A 17078-nucleotide genomic window follows, 5' to 3' on the forward strand; every position below is an offset into this window, starting at 1 on the left:
CGGCGGCCCTTGGCGGCCATGGCGACGCGCTCGCTACGAGGAGGTAACCGGATGCGCCGGACGCTGTTCACCCAGGACCATGAGGACTTCCGCCTCCTGGTCCGCGACTACCTCGCCCGCGAGGTGGTCCCGGAGTACGAGCAGTGGCGCGATGCGGGCCTGGTGCCCCGTGAACTGTTCACCTCGCTGGGCAAGCTCGGCATTATCGGCACTGCCATTGCGGAGGAATACGGCGGCGGGGGTCAGGACGACTACCGCTACAACGTGGTGCTCCAGGAGGAGTGCGCGCGGGCGGGCGTGACGCTCGGTGGCCTGCGCACCCACCTCGACATCGTCGTTCCGTACTTCCTGGGCTTGGCCGACGACGCCCAGCGGTCTCGCTGGTTCCCCGGACTGGCCTCGGGGGAGCTCTACACTGCGATCGCCATGAGCGAACCGGGTACCGGTTCGGATCTGGCGGGTGTCGCGACCAAGGCGGTTCGCGACGGCGACCACTATGTGCTCAACGGAGCCAAGACCTTCATCACCGGTGGCTACCACGCCGACCTGGTCATCGTCGTCGCACGGACCAGCACCGATCCGGACAATCGCCGCGCAGGCCTTTCCCTGCTGGTGGTGCAGAAGGGGATGCCGGGCTTCACCGTCGGACGCAAACTCGACAAACTCGGTCTCACCGTGCAGGACACCGTCGAGCTGTCCTTCGCCGATGTGCGCGTCCCCGTCGCCAATCTGCTCGGCGCGGAAGGTGAGGCATTCTCCTACCTAGGCCGCAATCTGGCGCAGGAGCGGCTGGCCATCTCGGTCGGCGCGGTCGCGCAGGCCAGGGCCGCGCTGGAGATGACCATCACCTACGTCCGGGACCGGACCGTATTCGGTAAACCGGTCGCGCACTTCCAGAACACCAAATTCGAACTCGCGGCCATCGCCGCCGAGGTCGAGGCCGCCCAGACCATGCTCGACGCGGCCATCGCGGCATTGGTCGCCGGCGAGTTGAGTCCCGTCGACGCGGCCAAGACCAAGCTGTTCTGCACCGAGATGCAGGGCCGTGTGGTCGACCGCTGCCTGCAACTGCACGGCGGCTACGGCTACATCCTCGAATCCCCGATCGCCCGGCTCTACGCCGACGCCCGGGTGAGCCGCATCTACGGCGGCACCAGCGAGGTCATGAAGACCATCATCAGTAAATCCCTTGGCTTATAAGGAGTTTGGTATGCACATCGACAGTTCTTCGGCACTGGTCACCGGTGGCGCCTCCGGGCTCGGTCTGGCCACCGCGCGGCGGATCATCGACCGCGGCGGCCGCGTCGTCCTCGCCGACATCTCCGAGGAGCAGGGCGCCAAAGCCGTCGCCGAACTCGGCGACGCGGCACAGTTCGTTCGCGCGGATGTGACCGATGAGGCCGAGATCTCCGCCGCCCTCGATGCCGCCGAGAAGATCGGTCCGCTGCGTTTCGTCGTGCATTGCGCCGGCCGCGGCGGCGACCGGGTCCGGATCATCGACCGCGACCGCACCCCGGGCGACCTCGCGACCTTCGCCGAGGTCGTGCGGATCAACCTGATCGGCACCTATAACGTGCTGCGCCTGGCCGCCGCCCGCATGGCGGTGAACGACATCGTCGACGGTGACCGCGGCGCCATCGTGCTCACCGCATCGGTCGCCGCATTCGACGGCCAGATCGGACAGACCTCCTACACCGCGTCCAAGGCGGGCGTGCACGGCATCACCTTGGTCGCGGCTCGGGATCTGGCCAGCTGGCAGATCCGGGTGAACACCATCGCGCCGGGCATCATGGACACGCCCATGCTCGCCCGGCTGCGCGAGGACATCCGCGAAAGCCTGGCCGCCACCGTGCCCCATCCCAAGCGTCTCGGTGACGGTGATGACTACGCCCGCCTCGCCATCGAGATGTTGGAGAACCCCTACCTCAACGGCCAGACCATCCGGCTCGACGGCGCCATCCGCATGGCCCCGCGCTGAGCGCCGCATCGAACGCAACCATGGAGGAGCCAGGTGACTCTCACGTTCAGCGAGGAGCAGGTCGAGACCGATGAGCAGTTCCGGGCGCGTCTGCGGGCGTTCCTGACCGAACATCATCCCGGTCGTCGGCCCAAGGATCCGGCCGAGCGGCTGGTCTGGCAGAAAGGCTGGCTGGCAACGCTTTTCGACGCCGGATACGCCGGTCCGAGCTGGCCGCGCGAATACGGTGGGATGGGCCTGAGCTTCGGTCGCCAGGTGATCTACCAGGAGGAATACGCGCGGGCGCGGGTGCCGGGCCCGCTGGGTACCGGTCTGGGCATCGCCGCACCGACGATCATCAAATACGGCACGGCCGAGCAGAAGCAGCGCTTCCTGGCTCCCATGCTGCGCGGCGATATGGTTTGGGCGCAGGGGTATTCCGAGCCGGGCGCCGGATCGGATCTGCCCGCGCTGCGCACCTCGGCGCGGCTCGACGGCGGCGGTCCCGACGATCCCGACGCGGAGTATGTGGTCAACGGGCAGAAGGTGTGGAACAGCGCGGCCGATATCGCCGACATCATTTTCACCCTGGTCCGCACCGGCCCGCCGGGATCGCGGCAGGAGGGGATCAGCTATCTGCTCATCGATGCGCACGCACCCGGCGTGAACGTGCGACCGCTGCGTGATCTAACTGGCGACGCACACTTCTGCGAGATCTTCTTCAGCGATGTGCGGGTGCCGGTCGCCAACCGAATCGGCACGGAGAACGGCGGGTGGCCGCTGGTGCGCACCAGCCTGGGGCATGAGCGCGCGGCCGGCGCGATGAACCAGGCCGCTATGTACCGGCGCGTACTCGACGAGCTGATCGAGTTGGCGCGTGAGCGTGGTGCGACCGCGGATCCGCTGGTGCGTGATCGGTTGGCGGACTTCGAGATTCGGGTGTCGATCATGCGGCTGACCGGCATGCGCACGATCGCCGACATCATGGCCAAGGGCGAGCCGGGGCCGGCGTCATCGACATCGCGATTGTTCATCGTGACCTTCGAACAGGACCTGCACGAATTCGCCGTGGATATGCTCGGCGCCTACGGTGTGCTCGGTCGGCGCGACCCGCACGCGGTCCAGCGCGGCCGCTGGGTGTGGGGCTTCCTGCGCACCCGGGCTTCGACGATCGGTGCGGGAACCGCTGAGATCCAACGCAATACGATCGCCGAACAGGTGCTCGGCCTGCCGCGCGATCCGGCGATGCCGTCGGTTGGGCGGACCCGATGAGGGCGGCGCGCTGCACCGAATACGGTGCGCCCGCTGGACTCTCGGTCGTCGAGCTCGATGATCCCCAGCCCGGCCCCGGCGAAGTGCTGATCCGGGTGCATGCCGCAGCGGTCAACTACCCGGACGTGCTGGTCATCGCGAACCGATATCAGGTATCGGCACCGCTGCCCTTCACACCGGGCAGTGAATTCGCCGGTGTCGTCATGGCTTTGGGGTCAGGGGTAACCGGCCCGCCGGTGGGTTCGCCGGTGGCCGGAGCCGCGCTGACCGGTGCGTTCGCCGAACAGATCGTGGTGCCCGCCACGGGTTTGCGCCCGATTCCGGACGGTCTCGATATGGTGCACGCCGCCGCGTTCCACGTCACCTACGCCACCGCCTACCACTCGCTGGTCACCATCGGCGAGGGGAAAGCGGGGGAGTGGGCGGTAGTACTCGGCGCGGCGGGCGGAGTCGGCTCGGCCGCGGTCGATGTCGGTACCCGGTTGGGGCTGCACGTCATCGCGGCCGCGTCGAGCGAAGATCGGCTGTTGGTCGCGCGCAAGCTCGGTGCCGAGGCCGGAATCGATTATGTGCGTGAGGATCTGAAGAAGCGGTTGCGCGAAGTCACCGGCGGCGAAGGTATTCACCTGGTGATCGATCCGGTGGGTGGCGACTACTCGGAGGCCGCGCTGCGCGGACTGCGGCGCGGTGGCCGGTTCGTCACGGTCGGGTACGCCGACGGGAAGATTCCCTGCATTCCACTGAATCTGGTACTGCTCAAAGAAGCGACCGTGCGGGGCTTCGAGATCCGGATGTTGCGCCAGTACGCCAAAGATGCTGTGGCATCGGGTGATCGCGCGCTGGCCGCGATGGTTCGCGACGGGATGCGTCCGCTCGTCTCCCAGGTCCATCCGCTCGCCGATATCACTACCGCGTTGACCGATGTGGCCGAACGCCGTACCACCGGAAAGATCGTCCTCGATATGACCGCCAACTGAGAGGCGGCACCACCGTGGTGGTGGTGCCGCACCGGCAAAGCCGTCACGCCGGGCGGGCGTCGGCGCGGGATTCCACGATATCGGCGATCGCATTCATCGCCGGGTTTCCTTTCGCGGACGGTTATTCCTGGATGGTGATGACCAGTGCCGGGCAGACCGCGGCGGCCTCCCGGACATCGGTGGCCAGGTCCTCGGGCGGGTTGGCGTCGAGCAGGATGACGATGCCGTCCTCGTCGCGCTGGTCGAAGACATCGGGGGCGACGGCGACGCACTGGCCGCAGGCGACGCACTTGTGTTCGTCGATGGTGACTTTCATGGGGTGCTCCTTGTTTGTTAGTGCCGGCGTTTGTCAGGCCCGACTGGTCGCGACCGACCGGGCGTCGACGATTTCCTGCCTGCGCAGGCGGGTCTGCTTGGGCATGTTCCAGCCGACGACGCCGGTGACTCGGCCGTCGAGGGTGTAGCGGGCGACGAACCTGCGCGCGTCGGTGGAACCGTCCACGATCTCGACCTCCGCTCCGGTCGGGAGGGTGCCGTGGACCTGGATTTTGGTATCGAACTGATCGGTCCAGAAGTAGGGGATCGGGGTGTAGGGCTGTTCGGCGCCGAGCAGATTGGCGGCAACCACGGCGGCCTGTTCGGTGGCGTTGGTGCGGTTCTCCATCCGGATCAGGCCACCCACGTGGTCGTCATACCAGCGGGCGACATCGCCCGCGGCGTAAACACCCTCGGCCACACGGCAATAGGAGTCGCACACCACGCCGTTGTCCAGCGCCAGTCCGCTGTCGATCAGCCATTCGGTCGCCGGGACCGCGCCGACCGCGACCGCGACGACATCGGCGGGCAGTTCCTCACCGGTGTCCAGCAATACGCCACTGACCCGGTCGCCGTCGTTGATGAATCCGCCGACTCCGGTGCCGAGCCGCAACCGCACCCCCCGTTCGGTGTGCAGATCGCCGAGCAGCGGTGCGATCACCGGGCCGAGCTGTCCGGCCATCGGCGCCGACAGCGGGCCGACCACGGTGACGTCCAGGCCCATAGCCCTTGCGGTGGCAGCGATTTCGGAGCCGAGTACGCCTTCGCCGACCACCACGAGCCGATTGGCGCGCAGCAGATCCGCGCGCAGGGCGACCGCGTCCGCGAGATTACGCAGCACGTGTACACCGGCGAGGCCGTCCGCGCCGGGCAGTGTGCGTGCGTGCACCCCCGTGGCGATCACGACGGCGTCGGCCTGCACGGCCAGTCCGGATTCGGCGTGCACGATATGGTTCACCGGGTCGAGGGCGACCGCGGTCTCGCCGAGGACCAGATCGATCGGCATCGCGGCCAGATGTGTCGTGGGGCGCAGTTGGGTCTTCTCGGGTTCCCATGCGCCCGCCAGAATCTGCTTGGACAGCGGTGGCCGGTCGTAGGGCAGTTCGGGTTCGGCGCCGAGGATGGTGATGCTGCCCTGATATCCATTGCGCAGCAAGGCTTCCGCGGTGGACAGTCCGGCCGCGGCGGCGCCGACCACCACTATGCTGTCGGGTACATACATGGCTGACTCTCTTTCATAGCTCTGGTGGTCGGGTCAGACGAGCTGCAGGCGCCTGCGCAGCAGGGCGGCGCCGGCACCCATCGAGACCAGGGCCATGGCGAGGCAAATGACGATCTGCTGAACACCCTCGAGCCCGAGGCCCTCGGCCACCGGTTCGAAGCCGACCGCCAGCGCGATGGCGAGATTGAACAGGAACAGGAACCAGAGGGTTGGCTTCGCGGAGAGCAGCGTCTGGACGGACTTCATGGCGATTCCTTCGAGATCGGAGTCGGTTAACGTCTGGCGTAAACGATTCCGTCTCCGGCTCGTCGCAACGAGGGAGTGCGGTCCCGAAGTCGGGGTGTAGCTGACTACACCCCTCGGCGGTACCGCGCTACACCGTCAGCGGGCATCGGGTCGCATAGCCTGGTCACATGCGTAAAACGGTGCGAGGGGCGGCGCGGGCAACCGCGCAGCTGGCCAATGCCGCGGCGCTGGCCTTCGGCTCGTACCTGTTCATTGCCATGCTGTTGCTGACGCTGGCCGGTGCACTGTCGCTGGTCGGCATCGGGATGGTGCCGGTGACGGTTCAGTTGGTGCGCCAGTTCGCGGGCAGCAAGCGGCGCCAGGTAGCGGCTTGGACCGGCCGCACCGTCCCCGAGGCGTATTCGCCGATCAGCGGCCCGCTGCGACAGAGCCTGCGCGCGGTCGTGCGCGACCCGACGACGCTCGCCGACCTGCGCTGGATGCTGGCCTATTACTTCTACGGCGCCCTGGCCTATCTGGCGATACCGCTGTGGCTGATCGGGTTGCCCGTCGACGGTGTGTGGTGCGGTGTGCTCGGTCGAAAAGCGTTGGTACTGCCGTTGATCGGTCGGCTCGCCGATCTGGATGCCCATTGGTCACGGTCACTGCTGCGACCTCCGCCCAAGGCATGGCTCGTGGCACGGGTCGACGAGCTGACGCAGACCCGTGCCAGTGCGATCGCCGCACACGGCGCCGAATTGCGTCGGATCGAACGTGATCTGCACGATGGCACGCAGGCGCGGCTGGTATCGCTGTCCATGCGGATCGGTCTGGCGAAACGTGCGATGGACCGCGATCCCGCGAACGCGCGCGCACTGCTCGACGAGGCACAGCAACTCACCGAGGAGGCGTTGACCGAATTGCGCCACATCGTGCGCGTGATCCACCCGCCGATCCTCACCGACCGCGGCCTCGCCGGCGCCATCCTGGCACTCGCGGCCGACAGTGGTCTGGATGTCACCGTAGACGTGGACGAGATGTCGAGGGGACCGCGCGCGCCGGCGGCGGTGGAGGCGGCGGCTTACTTCGTCGTCGCCGAGGCATTGACCAATGCGGCCAAGCACAGCGGGGCCGAGCGAGCCGATGTGCGAATCATGCGGATACCCAATGGATTACGCTTGGTCGTGCGTGACGAGGGTCAGGGTGGAGTCGAGGATATGTTGCGGGGCAACGGTTTCGAGGGATCCGGTGTGCTCGGCATGCAACGTCGGGTCGCCGCACTCGATGGAACCTTTACTGTGACCAGCCCCGTCGGGGGTCCGACCGAAATCGAGGTGGATTTGCCGTGCGCGTGGTGATGGCCGAGGACAACGCCCTGCTACGGGAAGGACTCGTCCTATTGTTGACCTCGGCCGGACACGAGGTCGTTGCCGTGGTGGGCAGCGGACCGGAGATTGTGCCCGCATTGCTTACTCACCGTCCGGATATCGCGGTGCTCGATGTTCGGCTGCCGCCGGCCTTCCGGGACGAGGGTCTGCGGGCGGCGCTGGCCGCACGCAAGGAGTTGCCTGGATTGCCGGTGCTTGTGCTCTCGCAGTACGTCGAGGAGTCCTATGCCGCCGAATTGCTCGGCGGCGGAGCCAGCGGGGTCGGCTATCTGCTCAAGGATCGGGTGGGTCGGGTCGACGAATTCCTGGAGGCACTGGAGCGGGTCGCGGGCGGCGGCACCGCGCTCGACCCCGAGGTGGTGAGTCAACTGCTCACCCGCCGCCGGAATTCACCCCTGGACTCGCTGACGCCACGGGAGCGCGAAGTACTCGAATTGATGGCGGCCGGGCACGACAACGCCACGATCGCGGAAACGCTCGTTGTCACCGAACGCGCGGTCAGCAAGCACATCGGCAATGTCTTCCAGAAACTCGGGCTGCCGACGACAGATAGCGGACATCGCCGGGTGCTTGCGGTGCTCGCCTACCTCAATCACGCCTAGCGGCGGGGTGGTCGAGCATGAGCGCCCCGTCCAGAGACCTGCGGCAGGTTCTCGACGAGGCGTTGAGTTCGGACTGTTGGGGGATGAACGGTGTTACTCGATGGTGATCGCGCGCTCCGGACAGGCCATCTCACCCTCGCGCGCCGCATTCTCCAGATCCGCGGGCACTTCGCCTTCGAAAGGCAGGGCGTAGCCGTCGTCATCGAGTTCGAACAGCTCCGGGGCCGCGGCCGCGCACCGGGCGTGTCCGGAACACAGCGAACTGTCGATCGTGATCTTCATCGAACAACTCCGTTCTCGAGAGTAGAGATTTCGCCGAGCTTCATCGGCCCGGCGTAGGCGATGGTCAGCAGTTCCGTCACCGACAACGCCGTCGGCGCGTGCTCCCGCCGTGATGACGGGCTCGGCATAGGCGCGCCCCACCTGACGCGCCGTCGCCCCAGGAATCCGATCGTCGGGACCGTAGTCATGACCGCGCCGCGCTGCCGCTCGGCTCCGTCGCGACCACGAATGTGGCTGTGTCGGTTGTTCGCTCGCTCATGGCTTGGTGGTCGAACCCGCGTCGACGGTGAATTGCAGTCCCGTCACGTACCGCGCTTCGTCGGAAGCGAGGAACAGCACGGCATTCGAGATATCCCGCGGCTCGACGTGGGTGTGCAGCGTATTCATCGCGGCCAGCGCGAACAGTGGCTCGCGTTCCTTCAGTTCCTCCATCGGCACGCCTACCGTGATGCCGGTGTCGCTGACGCCGGTGGGATGCACGGTGTTCACCCGAATCCGGTGTTTGGCAAGCTCATTGGACAACGCCTTCATCAGGCCGACCACACCATGCTTGCTCGCCACATAGTGGGCGTAGGGCACATGGCCCCGGATACCCGCGGCCGAGCTGGTAATGATGATCGAGCCGCCCGCGTCCGCGGCGATCATGCCGGGCACCGCGGCGCGCACGGTATTCCACACACCCTTGAGGTTGACGTCCATGACGACGTCCCACGCCTCCTCGGACAGTTCCCACGCACTACCGGAACTCATCACCCCGGCATTGGCGACAATCGTGTCGAGGTGACCGAATTCGGCTGTCGCCGCGTCCACCGCGCCCCGCATATCGCTGAGCGAGCGCACGTCGGCCTGGACTACGACGCACCGCCCGCCCACGGCCTCGACCAGCTTCGCGGTCTCCTCGAGCTGTTCCTTCGTCGCCAGCGGATAGGGCAGCGCCTTGCTGATCTCCTGGCAGACATCGGTGATCACGATGGCGGCCCCCTCTTCCGCCAGCCGCACCGCATGCGAGCGGCCTTGGCCGCGCCCAGCTCCGGTGATGAGTGCGACTTTGCCCTCTACACGCCCCATACCAACCTCAGTTCCTTTGTTGTGCAGTGCTTTCCGTGCCGCTGACCGACGTGATGGGTCAGCGGCCGAGCAGATCGGCGGCTGCCTCGCGCAGCGCGCGCAGCCGGGTTTCGAGCAACCCACGCTCGGCGGCGTCGGCCGCACCGAGTTCGGGCAGCCGCGCCTCGACCTCGCCGATCTCCTCCTGCAGGCGGCCGTAGGCCTCCTCGCGGGTCAGCAGATCCAGTTCCGTCCAGTCGGAGCGCTCGGACTCGGGCTTGCGGCTCATGCGGTACCTCCTGCGGCATGCTCGGGGCCGTGCTCCCGCCTCCAGACACGATCGCTCATGCCGGGATGTTGTAGAGCCGACGGGTGTTCAATTCGACCATCTGGTGCACCTCGTCGTCCGGTACCTCGGCCAGTACCTCGGCCGCGTAGGCACGGCTCTTGGGCCAGTACGAGTCGGAGTGCGGGTAATCGCATTCCCAGGTGATGCGCTCGACGCCGATGTGGTGGCGCACCTCGATGCCGAACCGGTCATCGATGAAGCAGCCGTGGAAGTGCTTCTTGAACAGCTCCGAGGGCCGAATGTCCTGATTGATGTTCTGGTAGAAGCGATGCCGCTCCCACGTGCCGTCCATGCGCTCCAGCAGATACGGCATCCAGCCGATGCCGCCTTCGGACAAACCGACCTTCAGCTTGGGGTGCCGATGGAATACCGGCGAGAACAACAGGTCCGCGGTGGCGAACATGGAGTTGCAGCCGAACAGCGAGATGGTCACCGCGAACGGGGCCTCCTCGGAGGTCTTCGGCGGTTTGCCCGAGGTGCCGAAGTGCAGGCACAGCGGCATATCGGTCTCCTCGAGCGCGGAGAACATCGGGTCCCAATAATCGCTGTAGAACGACGGCAACCCCAGCGGCGCCGGATTCTCCGGGAAGGAGATCGCCTTCGAGCCCTTGGCGGCGACCCGGTGGATCTCCGCGACACAGGCCCGCACATCCCACAGCGGCAGAATGCTCAGCGGGATCAGGCGGTCGGCCGGACCGGCCGTGCACCACTCGTCGAGCACGAAGTCGTTCCACGCCCGCACGGACAGCAGCGCGAGTTCCTTGTCCTGGCTCTCCAGGAATACCGTGCCCGCGAAGCGCGGGAAGGAGGGGAAGCACAGCGCGCCCCAGACACCGTCGAGGTCCATATCGCGCAGCCTGGCCTTCGGGTCATAGCAGCCCGGGATCATCTCGTCGTAGCGGGTCGGCTCGGTGCCGAACTCCTCGGGATTCTTACCCGCAACGGCATTCAGTCCGATGTAGGGATACACGCGGCCCTCGTAGGTCCACACCTCCGCGGGTGCGGCGTAGCCCTCCCGAGCCTGCTCCACGATCCGCGGACCGGCCTCCCGGTACTTCGCGGGCAACCGGTCCACCCACAGCCGTGGCGGCTCGATCAGGTGGTCATCGGTCGACAGCAGCTTCATCCATGGCTGCAATGGCATCGTTGTGCTCCCTCGTCCAGATCGCGGCGCGCCGGAGCAGTCCCGCAAATGGGGCTTGCTCCGCCCTCGACATACGCAGCGCAGAGCCGAAGCCAGCTGTGTGCTGGCACGCAAACTCTATATCACTCCGCTTATTGTGTACACCTGATTACTTCTCACTCAGCGGAAACTGTGCCTCCATCAACTAATCAAGCAAAATTCAGTCTACCCATTTACAGTCGAACTCACTATGCTCATGGCACCAGCTCGCCGGGATCGTGCGGCCGCGCCGTGTCCACGGCAGCGCCGGAGTGGATCCGCGCCCGCATTCGAGCGTCCCGCCGCGCCGCGAGAGTCGATGGAAGGAAACCCACGATGGGTCGAGTACAGGACAAAGTCGTCTTCATAACCGGAGCCGCCCGCGGTCAGGGGCGCGCACACGCGCTGCGGCTCGCGGAGGAGGGTGCCGACATCATCGCCGTCGATCTGTGCGAGAACATCCCCACCAACGGTTATGCGCTGGCGAGTCAGGACGATCTCGACGAAACCGCCCGCCAGGTGGACAAGCTCGGGCGGCGCATCGTCGCCCGCAAGGCCGATGTGCGCGACCCGGCCGCATTGAAGGCCGCCGTGGCCGAGGGTGTTGCCGAGTTCGGCAGGCTCGATGGCGTTGTCGCACAAGCCGGTATCGCACCGTTGGGTCCGCAGGACAGTGCGCTGGCCTTCATCGATGCCATCACCGTCGATTTCAACGGCGTCGTCCACGCCGTCGAGGCCGCCCTGCCGCATTTGAAGGCGGGGGCCTCGATCGTCGCGACCGGATCGCTCGCCGCGCTGATTCCGGCGAGCGTCGACAACCCCGCCAACGGTCCCGGCGGACTCGGTTACTCCTTTGCCAAGCGCACCGTCGCCGCCTTCATCCACGATCTCGCGACTGTGCTCGCATCCCGGCAGATCAGAGCCAATGCGGTGCACCCGACGAACGTCAATACCGACATGCTCAATAACGAACTCATGTACCGCTCGTTCCGGCCCGATCTGGAGAGTCCGACGCGCGAGGATGCCTTGGTCTCCTTCCCCGCGACCACCGGCATGGGTAACCCCTACGTCGAACCCGAGGACATCGCCGACGCCGTGCTCTTTCTGATTTCCGAGGAATCCCGGTGGGTGACCGGCATGCAGATGCGCGTCGATGCCGGTGGTTACGTCAAGAAGCGCCCCCAACTGCCGACTTTCTGACCAGGTGGGTGGGCAGTGGTCGGCTGCCCACCCACCGCATTCATGCTCGGGACGAGCGCACCACATACCGCGCGATCACATTGCGCTGAATCTCGTTGGTGCCCTCGCCGATTTCGAGGATCTTGGCATCGGCATAGAAGCGCGAGATCTTCGACTCGCGCATATAGCCATAGCCGCCGTGGATCTGGACGCTGGCGCTGGCCGCCCGGTTCGCCACCTCGGAGGCGTACAACTTGGCCATGGCCGCCGCCTGACCGAACGGCCTGCCCTCGTCGGCGAGCCATGCGGCGCGATAGACGAGCGCGCGTGCCGCTTCGACCTCGGTGGCCATATCGGCGAGCTTGTGCTGTACCGCCTGGAAAGCCGAGAGCGGCTTGCCGAACTGCTCGCGCTGGGACGCATGGGTGGCCGCGAGGTCGAGTGCCTCTTGGGCCAGCGACAGCGCCAGCGCGGCGACGCTGATGCGGCCGCCGTCGAGCACATCCAGGAACTGCCGCAAGCCGTTGCCCTCATCGCCGATCAGGTTCTCGTCCGGGATCCAGCAATCGTCGAAGATCAGCTCCCGCGAATCCATCGCATGCCAGCCCAGCTTCTTCATCGGATGGCCGACGGAGTAGCCCGGTGTGCCGGTCGGTACGAAAAACGTTCCGTACCTTTTGGCTCCGTCATCGTCGGTACCGGTCACCGCGAGAATCGTGACACCGAGGCTGATCTCGGTGCCCGCATTGGTGATGAACATTTTGGTGCCGTTGATGAGCCATCCGGCACCGTCACGTCGAGCGGTGGTCCGGATTCCGGCCGCATCCGAGCCCGCGGTGGGTTCCGTCAGTCCGAAGGCGCCGATATGAGTGCCCTGCGCGAGCGGTGTCAGCCATGTGGCCTTCTGCTCCTCGGTGCCGAAGGTGGCCAGGGGCAGTGAGGCGATGGTGGAGTGGGCATTCCAGCAGGCGGCCAGCGACTGATCCGCCGCGCCGATCATTTCCATGGCGGCCACATAGGAGACGAACCCGGCATCGGTGCCGCCGTACTCCGGGGCGACGAGCAACCCGGTCAGGTCCAGCTCGCCCATTTTCAAGAAGACCTCGGACGGGAATCGTTCCTGCTCCGACCAGGACTCGGCGTACGGCTCGATCTCCCGTTCGGCGAAGTCACGGCACAGCTTCTGTAGCTCGATCGCCTCGGCTGGCAGGTCTAGATCCATAGCGAGTCCGTCCTGTCATCTGGTCGCAACAGCGACTCTTGTTTTTTCGAACACTCGGTATAATATTGACAGTCGGTGCCGCACGTCAACAGTCGCACCGAGCGCGAGGCCGTCGACCGATCGGTGAGAAATCCATGACAATGACTGAATCCAATTCGTGGACAACGGACTTGGGGAATGCGGCGACGCTGACCGAGCTGTACCGGAGAATGCTGACGATTCGGCGGTTCGAAGAGCACGCCGCCCGGCTCTACCGTGACAGCCGGATACCGGGGTTCTTACATCTATCCATCGGCCAGGAGGCATCGGCGGTCGGCGCCTGCTGGCCACTGGACGACCGGGATGTGGTGACTTCGACCCATCGCGGCCACGGCCACTGCATTGCCAAGGGCCTCGATGTCGACGGCATGTTCGCCGAGCTGATGGGCAAGGAGACCGGCACCTGTAAGGGCCGCGGCGGGTCCATGCACATCGCGGATCCGCGCAAGGGGATCTTCGGTGCGAACGGCATTGTGGGCGCGGGCCTCCCGATCGCGGTCGGCGCCGGAACCGCCGCCCAGCTGCGCCGGGGCGGTGGCGTGGTCGTCGCCTTCTTCGGCGACGGCGCCATCGCACAGGGCGTGTTCCATGAATCGGTCAACCTGGCCGCGGTGTGGGACCTGCCCGTCATCTTCTTCTGCGAGAACAACGGCTACTCCGAATTCTCCGCGGCGGCCGACCAGCACCGGGCGACCCTGCGCGAGCGCGCGGCGGGTTACGGCGTCGAATACCACGGGGTGGACGGCAACGATGTCGTGCAGGTCGCGGCATTACAGCGCGAGCTGGTTGCGCGGCTGCGCGCCGGGGCGGGCCCGATGATCGTCGAGGCCACCACCTACCGCTGGCACGGGCACTACGAGGGCGATCCCGAAAGCTACCGGGACGCCGAAGAACTCGCCGAATGGAAGAAGCGCGATCCGCTGATCCTGCTCGGCGACACCATGCGTGGGCGCGGGCTGGCCGAGCAACTGGCTATTGTCGAGCGCGAGGTCGATGCCGTGATCGAGCACGCGATCGAGCAGGCCACCGCCGCACCGTATCCCGCTGCCGAGACGGTCGGCGATTTCGTCACCATGCCACGTGCCGATATACCGGAACCGGCGACCCCGACCGGTGGAACGCTGAAGATCATGCATGCGATCACCAATGCACTGACGCGCGAGCTCGAAGAAGATCCGACCGTCTTCCTGGCGGGTATCGATGTCGGAAAAGGTGGCAATGTCTACGGTTTGACTCGCGGTCTGGCCGAGCGATTCCCGGGCCGCGTCCGCGACACCCCGATTTCCGAAAGCGCGATCATGGGGACCGCGGTGGGCGCGGCGATGGCGGGCTACCGTCCGGTCGTCGAACTGATGTACTTCGACTTCATCGGTGTCTGCCTGGATCAATTGATGAACCAGGCGGCCAAATTGCGCTTCATGACCGGCGGCGCGGTGACCATGCCCTTGGTCGTGCGCACCCAGTTCGGCGCGGGCAAATCCTCCGGCAGTCAGCATTCCCAGAGCCTGGAGGGTCTGCTCGCCCATATCCCCGGGTTGACGGTGGTGATGCCGTCGACTCCGGCCGACACCTATGGCTTGCTGCGGGCCGCGATCCAGGACCCCAATCCGGTGATCTTCATCGAGAACCGCCTGCTGTACGGCAAGAAGGGGCCCGAGCCGTCCGCGGATCACCTTGTGCCCCTTGGTAAGGCGATCGTGCGACGTCCTGGTGTGGACGCGACTGTGGTGTCGTATTCGAAGATGATGTACGACTGCCTTGCCGTCGCCGACCGCCTGTCCGCCGAGGGCATCGAGGTCGAGGTCATCGATCTGCGGACCATTAGTCCGCTGGACTTCGATACCGTCCTGACCTCATTGCGCAAGACGAATCGTTTGGTGGTTGTCCATCAGGCCGTGGGTGAATTCGGAGTCGGCGCCGAACTGGCCGCCCGCGCGGTCCGCGAGGGATTCTGGTACTTGGACGCGCCGGTGATCCGAGTGACGGCCGGTCCGACACCTGCGCCGTATACCCCGGCGCTGGAGCAGCTCTGGCTGCCGGACCAGGCGCGCATTGAGGCCGCGATTCGCGAATCCCTGGACGCCCATCCGTGACCGACACCGACACGGTAGTTTCTACCGACCGTTCACTCTGCGTATACTCGGTTCGCACGCGACCGCGGGAGGGATGAAATGGCTCGACCACCAGGACACGGACCTGCCTACGAGGTCAAGCGGCAGGAAATCATCGATACGGCCGCGGCGCTATTCGCGAAAAAGGGATATGCCGCGACGGGGATCATCGAGATCGGTGACACGGTCGGCCTGGCCAAAGGTGCGCTGTACTACTACATCGGCTCCAAAGAAAATCTGCTCGTCGAAATCCAGGGCAGAGTGCTCGACCCATTGTTGGTCGTCGCCGCGCGCATCCAGGAGTTGGATGCCGCGCCGCTGGTCAAACTTCGGTTGTTGTCCGAGGAATTGCTGAATGTCATATTCGAGCGCCTGGACCATATCTGGGTGTACGAACACGACTATCGCCAACTGACCGGCGAGAATCTTTCGCGCATGCTCGAGAAGCGCAAAGAAGTCGAGAATGTCGTGCGGTCCTTACTGGTCGACGCGATGGCCGACGGATCGCTGCGCAAGGCTGATCCGACCTTGGCCATGCTGCAATTTCTCAATATGCACAACCGCACCTATCAGTGGCTCGATCCGGATAAGCGGTGGGATGCGAAATTCCTGTCGAAGTCCTACTGCCACACGCTCTTCAATGGTTTCGCCGACGGCGAATGTGATCTCGAGGCGCTGGAGGCGCAGGTCGAGGCGCAGACAGTGGCGACTTAGCGCCTGGCATCTGATCGATCCGAACGCCGCGTTCGACAACCGTGTGTTGTCCGACGCGGCGTTCGGCGTTTCCAAGGTCGGCAGGCGAGACCTTGACAGAATTGCGGTTTTGGTTTTGTATACCGAGTGTTCTAATTAATTAACCGTCCCCGACACGGGAGGCCGACATGGGTTCGAGGCTCGAAGGCAAGACCGCGGTGGTAACCGGCGCGGGTGGCGCGCTCGGCTCGGCGGTCGCGCTGCGCTGCGCCGAAGAGGGGGTTCGTGATCTCGTGCTCGCCGATCTCGATGTCGATGCCATGGCGTCGCTGGCGGATACCTTGCGCACCAAGGGAATTGCCGTGGCAACCGAACGGCTGGACGTCGCCGACGGTGACGAATTCGACGCGCTCATCCGCTCCGCCGTCGAGCGCAGCGGCACCGTCGATGTGCTGGTGAACACCGCGGGCATCGTCTCGCCGAACGCCCGCATCCACCATCTGTCCACCGAGGACTGGCAGCGCACGATGTCGGTCAACTTGACCGGCACCTTCCACGGCATCCGTGCCGTCGCTCGGGCACTGCGCAAGAAGGCGAATGTCTCCATCGTCAATATCGCCTCCGTCAGCGGGCTGACCGCTTGGGCGTATGCCGCGCCCTACTGCGCCTCGAAGGCCGGGGTGATCCACCTGACCCGCGTCGCCGCACTCGAATACGCCAAGGAGGGAATTCGGGTCAACGCAGTCTGCCCCGGCACGTTTCCGACGGCCGTGCACGAGGGCCTGCCCGCCGAAGCGATGAATGCGATCGAGGCCAAGCATCCGCTCGGATTCGGTGCGCCCGCCGACATCACCGGCGCGGTCGTCTATCTCGCCAGCGATGAATCGCGTTGGGTCACCGGGCAGTCCCTTGTCGTCGACGGCGGCTACTCCTTGCCGTGATGTGGCGAAACCGCCGCACATGGTTGTCTGCCGGGCCGCAGTTGATTAGTCTGACCGGTACAGAAAACTTTCAGCTTCCTCTTCACAGCGAAGGC

At 65.7% G+C, this 17078-nt stretch carries 19 protein-coding genes; 10 read left to right on the forward strand and 9 right to left on the reverse strand.

Features of this window, described 5'->3' with window-relative positions; translation table 11 throughout:
* Positions 1-51 precede the first annotated feature (51 nt).
* Genes ACIBG0_RS01500 through ACIBG0_RS01515 form a run of 4 tightly spaced genes read left to right on the forward strand, consistent with a single transcriptional unit; the run spans position 52 to position 4206 of the window.
* Entirely contained in the window at positions 52-1200 is a 1149-nt protein-coding gene (locus ACIBG0_RS01500; protein ID WP_397028216.1) for an acyl-CoA dehydrogenase family protein, read from the forward strand.
* A gap of 10 nt (positions 1201-1210) precedes the next feature.
* Entirely contained in the window at positions 1211-1978 is a 768-nt protein-coding gene (locus ACIBG0_RS01505) for an SDR family NAD(P)-dependent oxidoreductase (protein WP_397028218.1), read from the forward strand.
* Positions 1979-2011: 33 nt separating this feature from the next.
* On the forward strand, positions 2012-3229 hold the full coding sequence (locus tag ACIBG0_RS01510) for an acyl-CoA dehydrogenase family protein (protein WP_397028220.1): 1218 nt from the start codon (positions 2012-2014) through the stop codon (positions 3227-3229).
* Positions 3226-4206, forward strand: a complete 981-nt coding sequence (locus ACIBG0_RS01515) for an NADPH:quinone oxidoreductase family protein (protein ID WP_397028222.1) — start codon at positions 3226-3228, stop codon at positions 4204-4206. Before ACIBG0_RS01510 ends, ACIBG0_RS01515 begins: the two co-directional genes overlap by 4 nt.
* A 121-nt stretch (positions 4207-4327) precedes the next feature.
* On the opposite strand, the gene ACIBG0_RS01520 is transcribed toward ACIBG0_RS01515, so the two are convergent.
* From ACIBG0_RS01520 to ACIBG0_RS01530, 3 genes are read right to left on the reverse strand one after another with little or no spacing between them, the layout of a single operon-like run.
* Positions 4328-4522 (reverse strand): ferredoxin, encoded by a 195-nt coding sequence (locus ACIBG0_RS01520; RefSeq protein ID WP_397028224.1) that lies wholly within the window; start codon positions 4520-4522, stop codon positions 4328-4330.
* A 33-nt stretch (positions 4523-4555) separates the two neighbouring features.
* Positions 4556-5743 (reverse strand): NAD(P)/FAD-dependent oxidoreductase, encoded by a 1188-nt coding sequence (locus ACIBG0_RS01525; RefSeq protein ID WP_397028225.1) that lies wholly within the window; start codon positions 5741-5743, stop codon positions 4556-4558.
* A 33-nt stretch (positions 5744-5776) separates the two neighbouring features.
* On the reverse strand, positions 5777-5989 hold the full coding sequence (locus ACIBG0_RS01530) for a hypothetical protein (protein WP_397028227.1): 213 nt from the start codon (positions 5987-5989) through the stop codon (positions 5777-5779).
* A 167-nt stretch (positions 5990-6156) separates the two neighbouring features.
* Here ACIBG0_RS01530 and ACIBG0_RS01535 point away from each other — a divergent pair, with 167 nt between their 5' ends.
* Positions 6157-7326: a histidine kinase gene (locus ACIBG0_RS01535; protein ID WP_397028228.1), complete on the forward strand. Its 1170-nt coding sequence runs from the start codon at positions 6157-6159 to the stop codon at positions 7324-7326.
* A complete protein-coding gene (locus ACIBG0_RS01540) occupies positions 7314-7958 on the forward strand; it encodes a LuxR C-terminal-related transcriptional regulator (protein ID WP_397028230.1) in 645 nt (214 codons plus the stop codon). The genes ACIBG0_RS01535 and ACIBG0_RS01540 overlap by 13 nt, the downstream gene beginning before the upstream one ends.
* Before the next feature lie 93 nt (positions 7959-8051).
* Here ACIBG0_RS01540 and ACIBG0_RS01545 read toward each other — a convergent pair whose 3' ends face one another.
* The 5 genes from ACIBG0_RS01545 to ACIBG0_RS01565 all read right to left on the reverse strand — a co-directional run bounded on the left by ACIBG0_RS01545 (position 8052) and on the right by ACIBG0_RS01565 (position 10780).
* Positions 8052-8240 carry a ferredoxin gene (locus ACIBG0_RS01545; RefSeq protein WP_357465927.1) on the reverse strand — a complete coding sequence of 63 codons (189 nt, stop codon included), beginning with the start codon at positions 8238-8240 and terminating at the stop codon, positions 8052-8054.
* On the reverse strand, positions 8237-8368 hold the full coding sequence (locus ACIBG0_RS01550) for a hypothetical protein (protein ID WP_397028232.1): 132 nt from the start codon (positions 8366-8368) through the stop codon (positions 8237-8239). The genes ACIBG0_RS01545 and ACIBG0_RS01550 overlap by 4 nt, the downstream gene beginning before the upstream one ends.
* A gap of 127 nt (positions 8369-8495) precedes the next feature.
* The gene (locus ACIBG0_RS01555; RefSeq protein WP_397028234.1) at positions 8496-9308 is read right to left on the reverse strand and encodes a mycofactocin-coupled SDR family oxidoreductase; all 813 of its coding nucleotides are present in this window, start codon (positions 9306-9308) and stop codon (positions 8496-8498) included.
* Positions 9309-9366: 58 nt separating this feature from the next.
* A complete protein-coding gene (locus ACIBG0_RS01560; protein WP_397028235.1) occupies positions 9367-9576 on the reverse strand; it encodes a hypothetical protein in 210 nt (69 codons plus the stop codon).
* Positions 9577-9631: 55 nt separating this feature from the next.
* Positions 9632-10780 carry an amidohydrolase family protein gene (locus tag ACIBG0_RS01565; protein WP_397028236.1) on the reverse strand — a complete coding sequence of 383 codons (1149 nt, stop codon included), beginning with the start codon at positions 10778-10780 and terminating at the stop codon, positions 9632-9634.
* A 354-nt stretch (positions 10781-11134) separates the two neighbouring features.
* Between ACIBG0_RS01565 and ACIBG0_RS01570 the strand changes: the two genes are divergently transcribed.
* Entirely contained in the window at positions 11135-11998 is an 864-nt protein-coding gene (locus ACIBG0_RS01570; protein WP_397028237.1) for a mycofactocin-coupled SDR family oxidoreductase, read from the forward strand.
* Positions 11999-12038: 40 nt separating this feature from the next.
* Here ACIBG0_RS01570 and ACIBG0_RS01575 read toward each other — a convergent pair whose 3' ends face one another.
* Positions 12039-13199, reverse strand: coding sequence for an acyl-CoA dehydrogenase family protein (locus ACIBG0_RS01575; RefSeq protein WP_397028239.1), 1161 nt, complete (start codon positions 13197-13199; stop codon positions 12039-12041).
* Between the two features lie 134 nt (positions 13200-13333).
* Between ACIBG0_RS01575 and ACIBG0_RS01580 the strand changes: the two genes are divergently transcribed.
* The 3 genes from ACIBG0_RS01580 (at position 13334) to ACIBG0_RS01590 (ending at position 16983) form a co-directional block, all read left to right on the forward strand.
* Positions 13334-15331 (forward strand): pyruvate dehydrogenase complex E1 component subunit beta, encoded by a 1998-nt coding sequence (locus tag ACIBG0_RS01580; protein WP_397028240.1) that lies wholly within the window; start codon positions 13334-13336, stop codon positions 15329-15331.
* Positions 15332-15409: 78 nt separating this feature from the next.
* A complete protein-coding gene (locus ACIBG0_RS01585) occupies positions 15410-16063 on the forward strand; it encodes a TetR family transcriptional regulator (protein ID WP_397028242.1) in 654 nt (217 codons plus the stop codon).
* A gap of 167 nt (positions 16064-16230) precedes the next feature.
* Positions 16231-16983: an SDR family NAD(P)-dependent oxidoreductase gene (locus ACIBG0_RS01590; RefSeq protein ID WP_397028244.1), complete on the forward strand. Its 753-nt coding sequence runs from the start codon at positions 16231-16233 to the stop codon at positions 16981-16983.
* The last annotated feature ends 95 nt before the right edge of the window (positions 16984-17078 follow it).

Source organism: Nocardia sp. NPDC050630 (assembly GCF_044457245.1).
Lineage (GTDB): Bacteria > Actinomycetota > Actinomycetes > Mycobacteriales > Mycobacteriaceae > Nocardia.

What these genes read in the sequence shown, in the direction of transcription:
- ACIBG0_RS01500 (WP_397028216.1), top strand. Translation starts at nt 52, where the DNA reads ATGCGCCGGACGCTGTTCACCCAGGACCATGAGGACTTCCGCCTCCTG.
- ACIBG0_RS01505 (WP_397028218.1), top strand. Translation starts at nt 1,211, where the DNA reads ATGCACATCGACAGTTCTTCGGCACTGGTCACCGGTGGCGCCTCCGGG.
- ACIBG0_RS01515 (WP_397028222.1), top strand. Translation starts at nt 3,226, where the DNA reads ATGAGGGCGGCGCGCTGCACCGAATACGGTGCGCCCGCTGGACTCTCG.
- ACIBG0_RS01520 (WP_397028224.1), bottom strand. Translation starts at nt 4,522, where the DNA reads ATGAAAGTCACCATCGACGAACACAAGTGCGTCGCCTGCGGCCAGTGC.
- ACIBG0_RS01525 (WP_397028225.1), bottom strand. Translation starts at nt 5,743, where the DNA reads ATGTATGTACCCGACAGCATAGTGGTGGTCGGCGCCGCCGCGGCCGGA.
- ACIBG0_RS01530 (WP_397028227.1), bottom strand. Translation starts at nt 5,989, where the DNA reads ATGAAGTCCGTCCAGACGCTGCTCTCCGCGAAGCCAACCCTCTGGTTC.
- ACIBG0_RS01535 (WP_397028228.1), top strand. Translation starts at nt 6,157, where the DNA reads ATGCGTAAAACGGTGCGAGGGGCGGCGCGGGCAACCGCGCAGCTGGCC.
- ACIBG0_RS01545 (WP_357465927.1), bottom strand. Translation starts at nt 8,240, where the DNA reads ATGAAGATCACGATCGACAGTTCGCTGTGTTCCGGACACGCCCGGTGC.
- ACIBG0_RS01550 (WP_397028232.1), bottom strand. Translation starts at nt 8,368, where the DNA reads ATGCCGAGCCCGTCATCACGGCGGGAGCACGCGCCGACGGCGTTGTCG.
- ACIBG0_RS01555 (WP_397028234.1), bottom strand. Translation starts at nt 9,308, where the DNA reads ATGGGGCGTGTAGAGGGCAAAGTCGCACTCATCACCGGAGCTGGGCGC.
- ACIBG0_RS01560 (WP_397028235.1), bottom strand. Translation starts at nt 9,576, where the DNA reads ATGAGCCGCAAGCCCGAGTCCGAGCGCTCCGACTGGACGGAACTGGAT.
- ACIBG0_RS01565 (WP_397028236.1), bottom strand. Translation starts at nt 10,780, where the DNA reads ATGCCATTGCAGCCATGGATGAAGCTGCTGTCGACCGATGACCACCTG.
- ACIBG0_RS01570 (WP_397028237.1), top strand. Translation starts at nt 11,135, where the DNA reads ATGGGTCGAGTACAGGACAAAGTCGTCTTCATAACCGGAGCCGCCCGC.
- ACIBG0_RS01575 (WP_397028239.1), bottom strand. Translation starts at nt 13,199, where the DNA reads ATGGATCTAGACCTGCCAGCCGAGGCGATCGAGCTACAGAAGCTGTGC.
- ACIBG0_RS01580 (WP_397028240.1), top strand. Translation starts at nt 13,334, where the DNA reads ATGACAATGACTGAATCCAATTCGTGGACAACGGACTTGGGGAATGCG.
- ACIBG0_RS01585 (WP_397028242.1), top strand. Translation starts at nt 15,410, where the DNA reads ATGGCTCGACCACCAGGACACGGACCTGCCTACGAGGTCAAGCGGCAG.
- ACIBG0_RS01590 (WP_397028244.1), top strand. Translation starts at nt 16,231, where the DNA reads ATGGGTTCGAGGCTCGAAGGCAAGACCGCGGTGGTAACCGGCGCGGGT.